The organism is Kitasatospora albolonga (genome assembly GCF_039535905.1).
Taxonomy (GTDB): Bacteria; Actinomycetota; Actinomycetes; order Streptomycetales; family Streptomycetaceae; genus Kitasatospora; species Kitasatospora albolonga.
Window position 1 is genome coordinate 20,557 of sequence record NZ_BAAAYB010000118.1, and the last position, 16,490, is coordinate 37,046.

The following is a 16,490-nucleotide window of genomic DNA, read 5'->3' on the forward strand; positions in this document are numbered from 1 at the left end:
GCACCCTGCCCTGACCCACCGTCAGGGTCGGGTCAGGTCAGGGACGGTCGGGGTCGGAGTCAGGGACGGTCGGGGCCAGGGCCGGTCGGGTCAGGGTGCGGTCCGCGGCCAGCCGTTGGCGGCTCCGAGGTAGAGGTCCTGGAGGGTGACGGGCCCGTCGGCGGCGATCCGGCCCATGTAGTCGGTCACCCGGCGCACCTGCTCCGGGCTCGGCGCGGTGTGCTCCCGGTTGCCGTGGAGGTCGCCGACGGTGACGGCGGCCGCCTCGAAGGAGCCGGCGAGCTCCACCAGGCGCCGCGCCGCCCGGAGTTCGGCCGCGGTGGGGGCGGGCCCGCCGCCGAGCAGGTGCACGGCATCGAGCACCTGACGGACCTCGGGGGCGTTCGGCGCGGTGCCCTCGGGCGTGCCGAGGACGTCGCCGACGAAGGCGGCGGCGCCGTCGGTGGTCCCGCCGCCGAGCGCGACCAGCCGGTGGGCGGCCCGCAGGTCGGCCGGGGTGGGTACCGAGTGGTCGCCGAACGCGGTGTGCACCAGCCGTACCGTGCCGGCGAGTTGCTCCTTCTGCTCGGGGGTGGCGGTCGCGTGGGAGAACGGCGGATCGGTCGGCGGGAGGGCCCCCACGACCTCGCGGACCAGGCCGGGGTCCCCGTCGAAGCGCGGTTCGCCGGTCCGGGTGTCCGGGGTGAAGGCCAGCTGGTGGTCACCCGGCCGCTGGACCCCGGTGGTGTCGGAGAGCGGGATGTCGACGGTGAAGGGCAGGATGCCGTTCTCCTTGACCGGGTCGCGCTTGCCGTCGAAGAGGGTCACCTCCACCTGGACGGCGCCGGAGTAACGGGCCATCGGGTTGGGGTACTTGCCGTTGGAGACGATCTGACCCGAGTCACCGTGGGTGTCGCCGGCGCCCCAGATCCGCTCGGCTCCCCCGGTGACGGCCGGGCTGTGGGTGACGTCGCCGGGGATCTTGGCGCCGGCCTGGACCCGCAGGCCCGCGTTCCGCACCGACTGGTCGGTGTGGACGGTGCCGGCGGTGCTGGAGTTGGCCGGGCTCGACTCCACCTTGTCGTCGTTCGTCCGGTGCTCGAGGGAGACGATCTTCATCCCCACCTCGACGCCCTTGCCACCGCCGAGGGTGAGCCGCGAGTTGGGGAGGGTCGCCGAGACGTCACCGCCCTGGGTGGCGCTGGTGAACAGGGCCGAGAGCTGGCTGTGCGAGGTGACCGCACCGACCACGGGCTCCATGCTCTGCCAGGTCGACGCGCCGAAGTACTCCGGCCCGCGCAGCCGCACCAGGTCCTGGACGCCGCCGACGTCGCCGAGGAAGCGCAGCACGTCGCTGTCGCGCAGCCCGCCCTCCCAGATCCGCTCCGGGGGGACGCGGGCCTCGGTCGGCGCGGGCGCCTCGGTCGGCAGCACGAGCGGCGGCTTCTCGGCGCCCGGCGTGCCGGCGGGCTCGTCGACCGGCTTCTCGGCGGGCGGCACGGTCTCGCTCGTCTCGACGATGGTCTCGAAGCCGATCGTCGCGGTGCGCCGCTCGAAGGTGGAGGGACCGAGCAACGGCGTCCGGGTGATGGTGAACTGGAGCTCGGCCTCGCCCTGGTAGGCGCTGCCGGGCACCTTGGCCTTGGTGGCCGAGCCGGCCGAGGTGGCGGAGCCGTGGCTCTCGGTGTGGGTCCGGCCCCCGCCGCCGGTACCGGTCAGACCGGCCGTCACCGAGACGGGCGCCCCGGGCACCGGCACGGAGCCCGCGACCGCCAACCGGCCCTGGTGGCTCCCGCCGCGGCCCTCGGAGTCCCCCAACGAGTGCTGGACGTCCGTACCGGTGTTGAACTCGGTGGTCCCGGAGCCGCCCAGGTGGTCCATCCTGTCGCCGAGCACCGCCGTGACCCGGACGGTGGTGTTGCCGTGGTGCACGACGATCGCGTCCCCGGCGGTCATGCCCTTGAGGCGGGCCTGGAGGCGGTCCGGGGTCAGCTCCCGGTCCAGCTTGCGACGGATCCCGTCGCGGTCGCCGCCGAACGGGTCGGCCTTCACCTTGGGCTGCGGCACCAGGGTTCCACCGATCCCCGGCACCGGGTCCGGCCTCGGCCTCTTGGCCTCGACCTCGGACAGGACCGCCTGACCGAACGTCAGGCCCTCGGGCCGCCGCCTGCCGGCCGGCAGGTGGACGTCGGTGACGACAGCCGAGGAGTCCAGGCGCTTGCCGTCCACGTAGCCCTTCGGCTGCTTCGGCGCCTCGGTGTCCTTCCCGCCGTTCGCGTCCTGCCCGTCCTTCGCGTCCTTCGCGTCCTTCGTGTCCTTCGTGTCCGTCGGATCGGCGTCGCGCATCGGGACCGCCACCCGGGCCGTGGTGGGGACCGGCACTCTGACCGTTCCGTCGTCGATGCCGAGCCGCTTGAACTTGACCGTCACGTCGTACTCCACCCCGACGTCGAAGAAGGCGGCGGCCTCGGTGTGCTTGGCCCGGTTGGAGGTCGAGCCGACGACCTCCACGCCGTTGGCGTACGTGCGGTCGGTCCGGTGGCCGTAGCCGCCCGTGACGTCCACGGCCGGGGTCTTCACCTTGAGCTGACCGCCGAGCTCCGTGCGGGTGCGGTGGTCCTGGACCGTGCCCTGGCCACGGGAGGTCCGGCTGCCCGACTCGAACTCGTAGCTCTTCACCTCGGAGTGGTAGGCGGACTGCCCCAGCTTGGCCGTGACGGTGACCTCGGCCTTCCAGGTGGCGCCGGAGACGGTCTCGGTGATCTTCCCGCCCCGGGTGAGCTGGGAGAGCTGTGTCTTGAGGGCGACCCGGTCGAAGGCGTCGTCGATCCGCTGCCTGACCTCCTCGGACGGCTCGCCGTACTTCTTCCCGATCGCGCCCTCCACCTCGGTCCGCACCTTGTCGGCGCCGCTCAGGGTGTGGACGACGTAGGAGGCGTTGAGCTCGTGCTGCACGGTCATCCGGCTCGGCGCGGTGTGCTCGGCCTTCGGAGGCTGGGCATCGGCGTCCTTCGGAGCCGCGCCACCGGGCTGGGCGACCGGCCGCTTGAAGGTGGGCGAACCGTCCTCGGCCTTCGGAGTCGGCCGCTGGTCGGTCTCCTTGACGTCCATGCTGACCTCGACGTCCAGCGCGGCCGAGGGGTCCCCGGCCAGCCCCGGTGCCTCGCCGTGCTTGCCGAAGTGCACGTCCACCGTCAGCCTGGCGCCGTAGACCACCTGCGGCGCCGCGTACTTGCCGCTGGCGTACACCCGGTCGGCGCGGCGGCCCTGGGCTCCGACCCGGTCCCGCTGCTGGCCGGCAGCGGTGCCGACCACGTCGACGGGGGGCGTGGCGTCCTTGGCGGCGTAGCCAAGGTGGCCGTTGGCCGCGGCGGTGCGCGACATCAACTGCCGGTCCACCCCGAAGGTGCCCGTCTCGTTCACCGCGTTGAGCTCGGCCTTGGCGTCGTCGCGGCGGTACGTCATCTCCTCGACCCGGGCGGTGGCCGTGACCACCAGGTCCTTCTTCCCCGGGATCTTGATCTCCAGCGGCTCGCCCCGGGTCATGCCGGTCAGCTTGGCGGCGAGGTGCGGCTGGCTGAAGCCCTGCAGCACCTGGTCCCTGACGGCGTCCCAGTCGTCGCCGAGCTCCGCCCGCCCCTTGTCGTCCACGGCCTTGCGCAGCGCGGCGGTGCTCTCCAGGTCACGGACGACGACGGTCTCGCCGAGGCCGCCGTCCTCCTTCCAGACGGAGTCCGGCGGGCTGGCGATCTCGGCGGGCAGCGGTGCGGCGGGCTTGTCCGGCGTGGTGGTGTCGGCCTCGTCCACCATGAGCTTGACGTCCGCCGAACCGGCCTGGTGCGCGTCGGGCTTGCCGTTGAACGTCATGGTGAAGTCGACGGTGCCGTCGTACCGCACGCCCGGCACCTTGGACTTGACGGTCAGTTGGGAGACCCGGTTGCTGCCGGAGATCTCGATCCGGTCCTGGCCGAGCCGCCCGGCGCCCTGACCGCCGATCAGGGCGGCGCCGGGCTTCAGACCCAGGCCCAGGCCGAACTGCCCGGCGTTGCCCCGGTTCTCGGCGGTGCTGCGGACCTGCTGGACGGTGGTGCCGATGTTGAACTCGGTGGTGGTGGGGACACCGGTCTGGCGCAGCCCGCCGAGCTTGGCACTGATCTCCACCGTTCCCAGCGGCTTGCCGTTCCTGTCGGTGAGCGTGACGGTGGTCGGCTCACCGGCCGTCATGCCCTTCAGGTCCCGCTGGAGCCGCGCGAAGTCGACCTCGGCGAGGACCTGGTCGCGCATCGCGGGCCAGTCCTTGCCGAACTCCTTCTCCCCCGCCTCCTTCACCTGGTCGAGCAGTGCCTCGACCGGGCGGCCGCCCTGCGGCCCGCCGTGCGGTGAGAGGTCCAGCACGACCTCCTGGCCGCCGATCCGGCCGCCCTGCAGGCGCTGCGGCGCCGTCCGGCGCTTGTCGTCGGGCACCGTGTCCGGGGTCTGCGGCACCGCGACGGTCACGCCGAGGTCCACCGTGCTGGTGTCCTTCCCCGGCTCGGGATTGACCGGGTTGCCGTCGTGGCGCAGGCCGCTGAAGTCCAGCTCCAGCTTCATCGTGGAGTCGAACACGTCGACCGGGACGGAGGTCTTGGTCCGCGCGACCATGCCCCCCAGATCGACCGTGACCCGGCCCTGGCCCCGGTCGTGGAAGTAGCCCGCGAGCTGCGCGGGCTCCACGATGCCGGCCGTCTGGCGGGTCTGGACGCCGATGTTGAGACCCCACTGGGAGTTCCGGGTGCCGCCGAGGGAGACCGTGCGGTCGGCGCCGTTCTCGAACTCGATCTTCAGGGGCTCCTGGGGCTTGAGGGGGTCGTGGGTCTTCTGGGGGTCCGACTTGGTGACGGCGCCGCTCAGCTTCACGCCGCCGCTGAAGCCGTTGCCCTCGAAGGGGACGGTCACGGTCTCACCGCGGGAGAGCGCACCGACGATCGGGCGCAGGGTCGCCGGGCTGAAGTGGGCGTCGGCGAAGGCCCGCACCACCGCAGGATCACCGGGCACGGACTGGGTGAGGACCGCGATGACCTGGTTCCGGACGGCCTGCTCGTTCTTGCTGAGGCCGACCACGAGATCCGAACCGGCGATCGGGCGGGGAGCGGTGGGGTCCTGCTTCGGCGGGTCCTGCTCCTCGGACGGCTCGGGCCGCTCGGTCTCCTTCGGCTGCTCGGACTCCTTCGGCGGGTCCGTCGGCTTGGACTGCTCGGCCCCCTCGGACTCGGGCCCGGGCTTGAGGTCGGCCTCGGGCTTGGACTCGGGCCCGGGCTTGTCGCTCGCCTCGGGCTTCTCGTTCGCCTCGGGCTTGAGGTCCGCCTCGGGCTTCTGGGTGACCGGGTCCGGTGTGCTGGCGTCGTAGTGGTTGCCCCGGTGATACACCGTCACCGGTCGGCCGGTGCTCGGCCCGAAGACGGCCAGCGGGACGCCGTCGTGGTTGACCACCTGCATGCGCAGCCCGAGCGCGTGGGCCGCGGCGGCCGGCAGCATCTCGCCCTGCGGAGTGTCCCAGCGGTCCCTCCACTGGTCCACCGTCCCGAGCAGGCCCGCCTGTTCCTCCGCCGTCGGCGTCGGCGCGTTGTCGGTGATGTGCTCGACGACGATCTGCCGCAGGTCCGGCAGCGGGAGCTGGCCGTAGTCCTGGCGGACGTCCTCGGGGAGGTACGCGAGCAGGTCGTCCTTGGTCAGGTCGGGCCGGCTCGGCAGGTGGCCCCGGTAGTTGGAGACGACCTCGAGCGGCCAGCCCTCCGGAGGCAGCCCGCCGAAGTGTGCGCGGACCCGGGCCTGCAGCTGCTGCCCCGCCTGCTCGTGCGACAGCGTGGGCCCGCCCACCAGGTCGGGGGCGCTCACGGCGAGCGAGTACAGCAGGCAGAGGCCGTCGCCCGGCACCGTCACGCGCGGGCCGGGGGGCCGGAAGCCGGTGTCCGACGGGACGTCACCACCGCCGGGCCGCTTGCCGTCCTCGGACTTCCCGTCTCCCGGCTTGCCGCCGGAGGTGTCCGAGGCGGGACGTTCCGGGGCACGGCGTTCGGTGGCCGGGTCGTGGGCGGGGTCGGCGTGGGGCTCGGGCGTGGTGGGCGCGCGGTCGGGACCGAGGGGGACGGCGAAGACGCCGTTGTCACCGTTGTGGAGCGGCTGGTCGCTGCGTCGGCCGGTCTGCGGGTCGACGTACGTGACGGCGCCCTTGTGGTTGACGGCGGTCCAGGCGTGCGAGCGGCCGTCCGCGTCGACGGTGGTGATGGCGGCCGAGGAGCCGTGACCGGTCCGCACGAGGGTCTGCTTCAACCGGTCGAAGGCGGCGGGGCCGTCACCGAGGTCGGCGAACCGGGCGCCGAGGTTGTTCTCGATGCGGTCGCGGCCGCCCCGCTCGCCGAGGGCGGAGGGGCTGCCGTCGGTGTCGGGGGTCCGGGCGGCGGCGGGGGTCGGGGTGCCGTGGTAGGTGTCGAGGAAGGCGAGGGTGGTGTCGACGCAGTTGTTGTTGCGCCCGGGGGCGTCGGGGCCGTCGCCGTTGATGGCGGCGGTCCAGTCGCCCTTGGCGGGGTCGGGGTGCGGATCGCTCGGGTCGCGCGGCGGGAGCGCCTGGTTCAGGCGCTCGTGGTCCTTGGTCGTGGGCTCGGTCAGACCGCCCTCGCCGCCCAGCGGACGTCCGGCAGCGGCGGGCGGGCGCGGCGCCGGCCGGGCCTCGGGGGCGGGGGCGGCGTCCGCTGTCGGCTCGGGGCGCGGGCGCACCGAATGGGCGGGGGTGGGCGTCGCGGCCGGGGCCGGCTCGGGCCTGGACGAGGTCGGGGTGGGCACGGCGGCGGGCGGCGCCTGGCGCGGGTCGGCGCTGCGGCGGCCACCGTTGACGGGGCCGAGGGCCACGGGGGCGCCGGGGCCAACCGGCGCCTGGACGGGGCTGTCGGCCGACCGGGCGGGCGGCACCGACGGACCGTCAGGACCGGTCGGGGCGGCGGTGTCCTGGGACGGTGCCCGCATCGCGGTCGGGCCTCCGCTCGCGAGGCGGACTCCCTCGGGGTGCGGCGCACCTGCGGTGTGGCCCTGGTTCGGCGCGCCGTCGCCCCGCGGTGATGCGGGCGAGGTCGGCGCGTTGGAACCCTCGTGCGAGGAGGGACGGTTGTCCGGGGTGGGCGCGGACTCGTGCGTCGGTGACATCGGGGGCGTCGGGGCCGCCGGAGCCTCGGAGCGCGGCGACGGGGCCTCGGACCGCGGGGCCGGAGCCTCGGTGTGCGGCGGCGTCTCGGCGCGCGGCGTGGGGCTCTCCGCGTGAGGGGTCGGCGGCGCCGACGGGGTGGGGGTGCTGTCCGGGGCGCTGCGCGGGGTCGGCGGTTCGTACGGGGCGAGTTGGGGCGAGTGGTCCGTGCGCGGGGTGGTGGTGCTCGGGCCCTGGTAGGGGGCGGTCTCCGGGCTCGGGGCGGCCGTCTCCGGGGACGGAGTGGCGAAGGTGCGCGGAGCGTCGGGGTTCCGGGGCGTCGGTGCGTGGGAGGTACTGCCGTCCGGCGCGGTGCCGCGCGAGGTGGGCGTGTCGAAGTCGCCGCCGCCACGGGTGTGGTGGCCGTCACTGCCGATCGGGGAGAGCATCGACGGGTCGACCTCGGCATCGCCCCCGTGGGTGTCGGGCTTGCCCGAGGTGGTGGCCCCGCTCGGGCTGCCGGGGTCGGAGGACCCGGACGGCGGGCCGGCGGTGCCGGTGCCGCCACTGCCGGACGAACCCCCCTCCCCCGCACCGGAGTTGCCCGGGCCGCTCGCTCCGGGGCTGTCCGCACCACCACCCGTGAAGTCGGAGGCGTCGGGGATGTCCGAGGAGTTGAACTTCCCCTTCAACGCCGAGGCACCCCGCATGATGGCCGGGCTGCCCGCACCGCTCAACGCGGACCCACCGAGCCCGGAGGGATCCACCTCGCCGGTCAGCGCGAACTGCGTGAACGCGTCCGCACCCACATCCGTGATCGCACCTTCGACCATCTGGGCCGGGAGCCGGTCCATGTTCTTGCCGATGAGCTTGTTGCCCGCGGCGCCAAGACCCTTGCCCAGCACGCCACCTGCGGCGCCGCCGATGGCACCACCGGCGGCGCTCATCCCGAGCTCCTTGCCGTCCAACTCCTTGCGGTTGCCCGCAGCGAGCTGGATCGACTGGGCCAGCAGGTTGATGGCGACCTCCTGGAAGGCCTCCTTCAACGCCAGGATGATGATCTCCTTGGCCAGCTTCTTCAGGATCTGCTGGACCGTCAGCTTGCTCGCCGTGATCGCCGCCGGGATCGCCGCCAACGACGCCCCCGCCGTCACCGGCGCGGCCGCCTCCGCCGTCGCGATCTCGTAGGCCAGGATGCCCAGTTGGGCCACGATCGAGATCTTCGCCGTCTCGGTCGAGTTGGCCATCGCCTCCAGGCTGTCCGCCATCGAGTTGCAGGCCTTCACCATGCCGGGGAAGAAACCGGGCTTCTTCCCGTCGGCCGGGAGGGTGAGGGTCTCCCACTTCTTCGACAACTCGTCCATCGCGGCGCCCTGCTGGCCGTCCAGCGCGCGCTTCATCGCCGAGTCGGCGGCCCGCCCACCCTCCTCGACGGCCTCGGCGGCGGACCGCCAACGCCGCGCCATGTCCCGCATCAGGTCCTCGTCGCCCTCCGGCCAACGCGAACCGGCGAGCAGCATCAGCACCCACTGCAGGGGCTCCGGGAGTTCGACAGCCATCGTGGACCCGTACCCCTAAAAGACAGTTGACCGACGGAAACCGCACGCATGCGGACCGCCAATCAATCCATCACCGGTGACGACGGAGTGCCGCCGAACGTCAACGGAAGTGACGCCCGGGTTAAGGGACTTCGAACGCGCAGGAAGAGGAGCCCTTCGGGCAGGGGAACGTGCCCCAAAGGGCAGGGCGGGCGGGAGCTCCGTCAGGCGCGGCAGGTGCCGGTGGTCCAGTCGACGGTGGCGGTGGGCTGGGAGTGGTGCCATTCGGGGGCGAGGAGGTCGCGGTCGAGTTGGGCGGCGGCGGTGCGGTCCTGGACGATGTAGCCGAAGTCCTGGAGCCAGGCGGGGTAGAGGTTCTTGGAGCCGATGTAGAAGGCCGAGTCGTCGACCGACACCAGCTTGTGGTGCAGGGCGTAGGGGCGGCCGTCGGCCCAGGTGGCGGTGGGGGCGGCGCGGAAGGTGGCGAGCTGGAGGTTGCCGCACATCGTTGCGGTGGCCTTGCCCTGATCGCCCGTCAGGGCGGCCAGTCGGGCCTTGAGCACGTCGCTGATCTCGGCGAGCGACTTGATCTGGGAGTAGCCGCCGCTGCCGACGGCGCCGCGGTTGGCCGGGTCGCTGACCACGATCCGCACCTTGACGCCGGCTGCCAGCTTGGCCGCCAGCAGGTCGTAGAGGCGGGAGTCGTAGCGGGGCAGCGGCGGGCAGGAGGCGTTCATGTCCTGCTGGGAGATCTCGAGGTGCCGCTGGGCGCTGCCGACGAGGGCGCGCAGGGCGTTCTCCTCGGGGTTGACCGTCTCGTAGTCGCGGTTGGCGTTGGTGTTGTCGGAGAGGGTGAGCGGGCCGCACTTGGCGTCGGCCGCGCCGTTCACGGGCCCGGGCCGGTAGGCGGACCTGGGGTCCTTGTCCTTGATCCCGACGCCGAGGCCGCCGACGGCGATCACCGGGACGGTGCCGGTGGCGGGGGCGACCGGGTTGAGCTCGCGCTCCAGCGAGGGGCGGCAGGCGCTGCCGTCGGAGGAGGCGAACCAGGCCATGTCGAACACCCCGGTCCGGCTGCAGGTCCACTCCCACAGGGTGTCCAGGTAGCGGGCGGCGGAGGTGGCGGCGGGGCCGCTCAGCGCGAGGTCGACGTCGGTGACGGGGTGGGCGGTGTCGAGGTAGTCGTTCTTCCAGCCGTTGATGCCACCGGCGATGACGGTGCGTCCGTCGACCACCAGGAGCTTGGAGTGGTTCCACGAGAACGCGGTGCGCGAGGTGGTCATCGAGGCGAGGCCGAGGCTGACCGAGGCGGCCGCGGGGCCGAGCTTGGCGATCAGCTCGTCGCGGTAGCGGGAGGGCAGGACGTTCGCGTGGTAGACCGGTGCGGCTCCGACCAGGATCCGCACGACCGGTCGGTGGCCGGCCGCGACCGAGGCCTTGAGACCGGCCACCAGGGCGTCCTGGAAGCCGCCCTCGGGGAACGGCGCGAGGGTGGAGACGTCGACGGTGCGGGTGGCGGCGGCGACGTCGGCGGTCATCTTGGCGAGCAGGGCGCGGGTTCCGACCCGGTCGGCGCAGGTGGCGTCGCCCCAGCAGCCGGGGGTCTGGAGCAGCCAGCCCGCCGGGTCCCCGGCGGTCCCGGCCAGGCTGTTGCCCTCGGTGCGCTGCCAGACGGTGCCCTCAAGCCCGGGCGACACCTCCCGCAGGACGCGCTCGACGGCGTCGAGGTGCGCGGCGCCCCCGGCCGGGCCGGAGTCGGCGTGGGCGGGCAGGGCCGGCGCGACGGCCAGCAGCACACCGGTGGCGAGGGCAGCGGCGAGGACGGTGCGCGGGGCGCGACCGGAACGAGACACGTGACGATCCTTCAGAACGTGGCGGTCGGTAGGTGGTTCACCGCCTGGACGCCCTGAGATTACCGACTGGTAATGTCGCCGCGCGCCCGTCGTCCGACCCCCGCCGTTCGGAGGTGTCGCCCCCCGGGCCGCTCAGCCGCCTCCCGACGGCACGGGGTCCAGCAGGTCCTCGAAGGCGTCGGGCAGGGCCCGCCAGCCGGCCTCGCCGGTGGCCAGCTCCGCGTCGGTGAGCAGGCAGGAGTCGAGCAGTCGGACGATCCCCTCGGCGTCCAACCCCTTCGCGGTGAAGCAGAGTTGCTGGACACGGTCACCGTGCAGCGGGTCCCAGTCCAGGGCGGCGGCGGCCCGGCGGGCGGGCGGGTAGAGCTCCCAGGCGGCGTCCGGCAGGGTGGTGAGCCAGGGACCACAGGCCTCCACCGTGAGGCCGGCCCCGGCGGCGTCCCAGGCGAGCATCAGCTCGGGCCGGTTGGCCAGCCAGAACCGGCCGCGGCTGCGCTGGGCGGCGGGGACGAGCTGCTCCAGGGCCTCGTGCAGCCGGGCCGGGTGGAGCGGGCGGCGGCGTTCCCAGACCACGGTCGCCACCCCGCACTCGTCCCGCTCCTGCGGGAGCAGGGCGAGCGCCGGGTTGACCCGGTCGCGGGCGGCGGGGACGTCGAAGCCGCCGAGGGCGGACCGGATCAGCTCGCCGGTGCCGAGCCGCACCAGCCGTGCGGTGGGGCGGAGTTGGCGCAGCATCGCGAGCCCGGCCGGGTCGGCGCCGCGGGGCACCGCCAGGGTGGTGGCGTACTCGATCTGGTGGGCCAGCGCCTCGGCCCGGGTGCGGCGGTCCCGGGCCGAGGTCTGCTCACCGTGCTCGGCCAGTTCGTCGGGGACGGAGAGTTCGCCGATCAGCCGGTCGGGGCTCAACGCCGTCACCACACCGGCGAGTTCGACCAGCTCGGCCATCCGCCGCACGCCGGTCGCGCCGCCGGTCACGCCGTCGGCCAGCACCTCGACCGCCGGGTGCGGGTCGCTGCCGCCCCAGAGTTCGACCACCGCCAGCCCGTGGCTGCCCTGCTCGGCGATCCGTGCCAGCTCGGGCAGCAGGTCCTCGCGCAGCGCGCAGCACGGGCAGTCGTTGGCGAGCGGCACCTCGGCGGTGGCGTGCCGGTGCCCGTGGGCGTCGCGCAGTTCGCGGTGGACGGTGCCGAGCGGGGCGTCGCGGAGGTCGTGGTGGAGTACCACCGCCTCGATCCCCCCGGCCGTCAACTCCTCCACGGCGCGCCGCCGTTCCTCCCGGTGCAGCCCGGCCACCACCACCATGGGCAGCCGGATCAGGTCCTCCGTCACGGCTACCAGCTCGCCTTCCGCACGCCGGGCAGGTGGCCCGCGTGGGCCTCCTTGCGCAGGTTGATCCGGGAGAGCCCGAAGGCCCGCAGGTAGCCGCGCGGGCGGCCGTCCACCGCGTCCCGGTTGCGCAGCCGGGTGGCACTGGCGTCGCGCGGCTGGCGGTCCAACTCGGCTCGGGCCGCGGCCCGTTCGGCCTCCCCACTGCCGGGGTGGGTGATCAGCCGCTTGAGCTCGGCACGCCGTTCGGCGTACCGGGCGACGGTCGACCGGCGGCGGGCGTCCTTGGCGATCTTGCTCCGCTTGGCCATCAGACCTTCCCTCCCCGGGCGCGGATCCGGGCGACGGCGGCCTCGACGCCGATCCGGTCGACGGTCTTCACGGCGGCGGCACTGAGCGTCAGCCGCACGTGGCGGCGCTCACCGGCGAGCCAGTGGCGGCGGCGCTGGATGTTGGGGTCGAAGCGGCGCGGCGTGCGGCGGTGCGAGTGCGAGATCGCACGGCCGAAGCCGGGCTTGCGGCCGGTCAGTTGGCAGTGGGCGGACATGGCGGGACTCCGTCGGTCGCCGGGATGGGGCAGGACCCGGCCCACGCTACACTAATTGAAAATGATTTCCATCTAGCTGCCGTCGGCACCGCCGGCCGGCAGGTCACGGCGGGACTTGAGCGGGCCGATCAGGAGGGTCAGCGGAGAGGCCGCCATCGCGGCGGCGACCAGCCAGAGGGTGGGGCGCAGGCCGACGGCCTCGGCCAGGGCGCCGCCCAGCAGGCCGCCCAGCGGGATGGTGCCGAAGTTGAGGAACATCATGCCGGCGCTGACCCGGCCGAGCAGCGGGCGCGGGGTGTAGAGCTGGCGGAAGCTGCCGCGGATGACGTTGCTCACCACCGTGCCGAGGCCGATCATCAGCCCGCCGCCGACCAGCAGGGCCAGCCGGGGGCCGGGGGCGGCCAGCGGGATCACCAGCGCGAACGGGACGGTGCCGAACAGCGCGGTCAGCAGCCCGCGCGCGGTCCCGAGGCGGGCGGCGATCCGGGTGGCCAGGGTCGCGCCGAGCACGCCGCCGACGCTGATGCCCGCCATCAGCAGGCCCACCAGGCCGGTGGGCAGGCCGAGTTCGCGGACCAGGAAGACCACCAGCACGGCCTGGTAGGCGATGAACGCCAGGTTGAAGAGCGCCCCGAAGACGGCGAAGACCCGGAGGTAGGGGTCGCGGACGACGAAGCGCAGGCCCTCGCGGATGTCACGGCCCAGCGCCGCGTTCTCCCGGCGCTCGACCGGCTCCTCCTTCGCGCGGATGCCGAGCAGGCAGAGGGTGGAGACGGCGAAGGTCGCGGCGTCGGCCAGCAGCCCGCCGAGGACACCGAGCAGCTGGGCGATCGCTCCGGCCAGGCCCGGCCCGGCGACCTGGGCGAAGGCCTCCGAGCCCTGCATCTTCGCGTTGCCCGCCGCCAGCTCCTCGGCGGGCAGCAGCGAGGGGAGGTAGACCTGGTAGGCGGCCTGGAAGAAGACCCCGGCGGTGCCCAGGAGCAGTGCGGTGAGGGCGAGTTGGGTGAAGGTCAGCACGCCCAGCCAGGAGCTCGCCGGGACGCTGACCAGTAGGGACATCGAGAGCAGGTTGCAGCCGGCCATCAGCGGGCGCCGGGGCATCCGGTCCACCCAGGCGCCGGCGGGCAGGCCGACCAGCAGCCAGGGCAGCCAGGTCATGGCGGTGAGCACCCCGACCTGGAAGGCGGAGGCGTCGAGCACCGTGACGGCGGCGAGCGGCACGGCCACGCCGCTGATCCCGCTGCCGATCTTGCCGGCGGTCTCGCCGAACCAGAACAGCCGGAAGTCGCGGGCGGCGTCCGGCGCACGGGGCGGGGCCGGAGCCGGAGCCGGGGCCGGTGAGGTCGTGGTGGTGGTCACGGCTGGGCCGGCATTCCGTACGAGAAGACCAGGACCGACTGCCGCTCGCGCCCGTCGTCGGGGATCTCCCGCGTCCCCCACTTGAGTTGGATCGCGATGATCTCCCGCGCCATCTCCTCCAGCTCCTCCGGGGTGAGCATCAGCCAGCGGTCGGCGACGAAGGAGGTGTCCACCCACTCCTCGGGCTGCTCCCCGAGCAGCCACTCGCGCGCGGCAGTGGTGTGGCGGTCGAGCAGCATCGACTGGACGGTCTGGGAGACGAGCGCGGCGGCCGGATCGGCCGCGAAGTCGCTCCGGTTCCACGAGAGGTTCGCCGAGGAGCGGCGCCACCAGCGCTCCCGCTTGTCGCGGGCGAGTTCGGGTGCCTCCTCGATGATCCCGGCGGCGCCGAGCACGCGCAGGTGGTGGCTGACGTTGCCGACCGCCTGGCCGGTCCGCTCGGCGAGGGTGCTGGCGGTGGCGGGACCGTAGGCCCGGAGGATGTCCGCCAGGCGGCGGCGCAGGGGGTGGGCCAGGGCCGAGAGGCGCTCGGAGTTCTTGATCTGATCCTCTGTCATACGACGATCCTGGCATGCACAAGAGGCATTGTGCAATGCCTCTTGTGCATGCGTTCCCAGCTGCCGGCCGGTCAGCCGCCGAGGATGCCGCCCTTCTGGAACTGGTCGACCGGCGCGTTGCTGCAGGCGTTCTTGTTGCCGAAGTCGGCACCGACGCCGGTGGCGTTGGGCACCGCGCACCGCAGGTCGACCATCACCAGCGGGGCGCCGTTGCTGTTGATCACGCCGTTCTGGGAGCCGACCAGGGTGTCGCCGAAGTGGTTGCCGAAGGTGCCCTCGGAGGGGCCGCCGTTCTCGTACATCCGGTAGGCGTCGATGGCCTGACGGGCGTTGTCGTTGGTGTCGGCGCCCATGGTGGTGGCCGCGGTGGCGGTGCCGGTGAGCGAGACGGAGGCGGAGACGGCGAGCGCGGCGCCGGCCAGGAACTTCTTCACGGGTTGCTCCGATGCGTAGGAGGGAGGGTGACGAGGCGTCGACAGTCGCAACGGTGAGCGAGTCACTGGGTCACCGTCGATTCGCCCGGGCGGCGCAGGAACGTTCTGCCGAACGCATGAGCCCTTGCTCCGGACGGATGTCCGTCAAGTCACCTCCCCCCGATTCCCTCGTTCCGGTAGGGCAACGGCTCCACCAGGAGCCCGGAGATTCGGGAGCACCCATGAAGAAGGTCCTGACCGGGGCCGTCCTGGCCCTCTCCGCCGCGGTGTCGATCGCGAGCCCGGCCATGGCCGAGGGCACCTACGGCAGCCACTTCGGCGACACCCTGGCCGGTTCGCAGAACGGCGCGGTCAACAGCAACGGCGCCCCGCTGGTCGACGCCGACCTGCGCTGCGCGGTGGCCAACGCGACCGGCGTCGCCGGCGTGTGGGGCAACGAGAACGTCTGCAACGAGGCGCAGGTCGCCCAGTTCCAGAAGGGCGGCGTGCTCGGCGGCTGACCCTCCCTCGACTCCCGTCCCCCACCGCCGCATTCACACCCCTCACCCAGGAGAACACCATGATCAAGAAGGTCCTGTCCGGCACCGCCCTCGCCATGTCCGCCGCCGTCGCCGTCGCGGCCCCCGCCTCCGCCGCCGAGTGCATGGGCATGGAGACCCAGGAGAGCGCGCAGGGCGCCATCAGCTCGTACCAGATGCACGGCGGCGGTGACACCACCGCCGGCGAGGGCACCTTCGGCAACCACTTCGGCGACACCCTGGTCGGCTCCCAGAACGGCGTGATCAACAGCAACGGCGCCCCGCTGGTCGACGCGGACCTGCGCTGCCTGGCCGACAACGCGACCGGCGTCGCGGGCGTCTGGGGCAACAAGAACGCCTGCAGCGAGGCCCCGGTGGACCAGTTCCACAAGGGCGGCGTGCTCGGCGGCTGACCCCTCGTCACCGCGCGGGGGCCCGGCCCGCTCGATGGGTACGGGCTCCGGCCCCCGCGCGGACAGAACTCCTAGGATGGCCCGATGCCCGAGCTCCGCGTCCACCGAGTGACCAAGTACGACCCGGCCGACCGCAACGAGCACGGCTGGTACGAGGGCCCGCTCGACATCGACTGCGACGAGGGCCCGATCGAGGCCGCGTACCTGGAGAGCGCCGCCGCCTTCGCGCGGGCGGCCGGGGTGGAGCGGCTGACGGTGCGTGATCCGGGTGGGATCACGATCGACGACTGGACCGGGCCGACCGCCGGACGGACCGGTGCGGCCGGCCTGTTCGCGGAGCCGACCGACTTCCACGACGGCGCCGAGGTGGACCTCGCCACCGGCGTGGAACTGGTCCGGGCGATGCTGCGGGGAAGCGGCGGGTGGTGCCGCCTGGAGGACGGCGACCGCTTCTTCCTGCACGTCGGGTACGACCTGTACATGTACGTCGGCACGACCGGTCCGGTCGGGCCCGGGGTCGAACGGGCACGGGAGCTCGGCCTCTTCCCCGAGCCCCTCGACGAGTCGCCGTACGCCCCCGAGCCGGACGGGAGCGCCGCCGAGACGCCGGCCGACGCGGGGTACTGGGAGCGGCTGGAGCGCGCGGTCGCGGCGGGCGAGGTACGGCTGCTCCAGGAGTACTTCGCGGGGAACGCGGCGCGTTGGCACCGGCTCGCGGACCGGGACGACGTGGCAGCCGTCCGCGCCCGTCTCGTACCGCGGTCGCGGCTGTCCGCCTGGCCCTCGCTGTTCGGCGCCGGACCGGCCGAGGTG

The 16,490-nt window shown here is 73.6% G+C and carries 11 protein-coding genes; 3 read left to right on the top strand and 8 right to left on the bottom strand.

What is annotated here, in order from left to right; translation table 11 throughout:
• Positions 1 to 90: 90 nt before the first annotated feature.
• From ABD946_RS28790 to ABD946_RS28825, 8 genes are all read right to left on the bottom strand, one after another.
• Positions 91 to 8,691: a toxin glutamine deamidase domain-containing protein gene (locus tag ABD946_RS28790; RefSeq protein WP_345288414.1), complete on the bottom strand. Its 8,601-nt coding sequence runs from the start codon at positions 8,689 to 8,691 to the stop codon at positions 91 to 93.
• 203 nt (positions 8,692 to 8,894) lie between these two features.
• Positions 8,895 to 10,523 carry a phospholipase D-like domain-containing protein gene (locus tag ABD946_RS28795; RefSeq protein WP_345288416.1) on the bottom strand — a complete coding sequence of 543 codons (1,629 nt, stop codon included), beginning with the start codon at positions 10,521 to 10,523 and terminating at the stop codon, positions 8,895 to 8,897.
• A 132-nt stretch (positions 10,524 to 10,655) separates the two neighbouring features.
• Entirely contained in the window at positions 10,656 to 11,852 is a 1,197-nt protein-coding gene (locus tag ABD946_RS28800; RefSeq protein ID WP_345288418.1) for a CobW family GTP-binding protein, read from the bottom strand.
• A gap of 2 nt (positions 11,853 to 11,854) precedes the next feature.
• On the bottom strand, positions 11,855 to 12,160 hold the full coding sequence (rpsN, locus tag ABD946_RS28805; RefSeq protein WP_345288419.1) for a 30S ribosomal protein S14: 306 nt from the start codon (positions 12,158 to 12,160) through the stop codon (positions 11,855 to 11,857).
• Positions 12,160 to 12,396, bottom strand: a complete 237-nt coding sequence (gene rpmB, locus ABD946_RS28810; protein WP_345288421.1) for a 50S ribosomal protein L28 — start codon at positions 12,394 to 12,396, stop codon at positions 12,160 to 12,162. The genes rpsN and rpmB overlap by 1 nt, the downstream gene beginning before the upstream one ends.
• Before the next feature lie 72 nt (positions 12,397 to 12,468).
• Positions 12,469 to 13,755 carry an MFS transporter gene (locus tag ABD946_RS28815; RefSeq protein WP_345288422.1) on the bottom strand — a complete coding sequence of 429 codons (1,287 nt, stop codon included), beginning with the start codon at positions 13,753 to 13,755 and terminating at the stop codon, positions 12,469 to 12,471.
• Positions 13,752 to 14,312 (bottom strand): ArsR/SmtB family transcription factor, encoded by a 561-nt coding sequence (locus ABD946_RS28820; RefSeq protein WP_345288424.1) that lies wholly within the window; start codon positions 14,310 to 14,312, stop codon positions 13,752 to 13,754. The genes ABD946_RS28815 and ABD946_RS28820 overlap by 4 nt, the downstream gene beginning before the upstream one ends.
• A gap of 71 nt (positions 14,313 to 14,383) precedes the next feature.
• Entirely contained in the window at positions 14,384 to 14,746 is a 363-nt protein-coding gene (locus ABD946_RS28825; RefSeq protein ID WP_345288426.1) for a hypothetical protein, read from the bottom strand.
• Between the two features lie 221 nt (positions 14,747 to 14,967).
• Between ABD946_RS28825 and ABD946_RS28830 the strand changes: the two genes are divergently transcribed.
• From ABD946_RS28830 to ABD946_RS28840, 3 genes are all read left to right on the top strand, one after another.
• Positions 14,968 to 15,246: a hypothetical protein gene (locus ABD946_RS28830; RefSeq protein ID WP_345288427.1), complete on the top strand. Its 279-nt coding sequence runs from the start codon at positions 14,968 to 14,970 to the stop codon at positions 15,244 to 15,246.
• 59 nt (positions 15,247 to 15,305) lie between these two features.
• Positions 15,306 to 15,677, top strand: coding sequence for a hypothetical protein (locus ABD946_RS28835; protein WP_345288429.1), 372 nt, complete (start codon positions 15,306 to 15,308; stop codon positions 15,675 to 15,677).
• Between the two features lie 84 nt (positions 15,678 to 15,761).
• On the top strand, positions 15,762 to 16,490 hold a 729-nt coding region (locus ABD946_RS28840; RefSeq protein ID WP_345288431.1), incomplete at its 3' end, for an RNA-binding protein.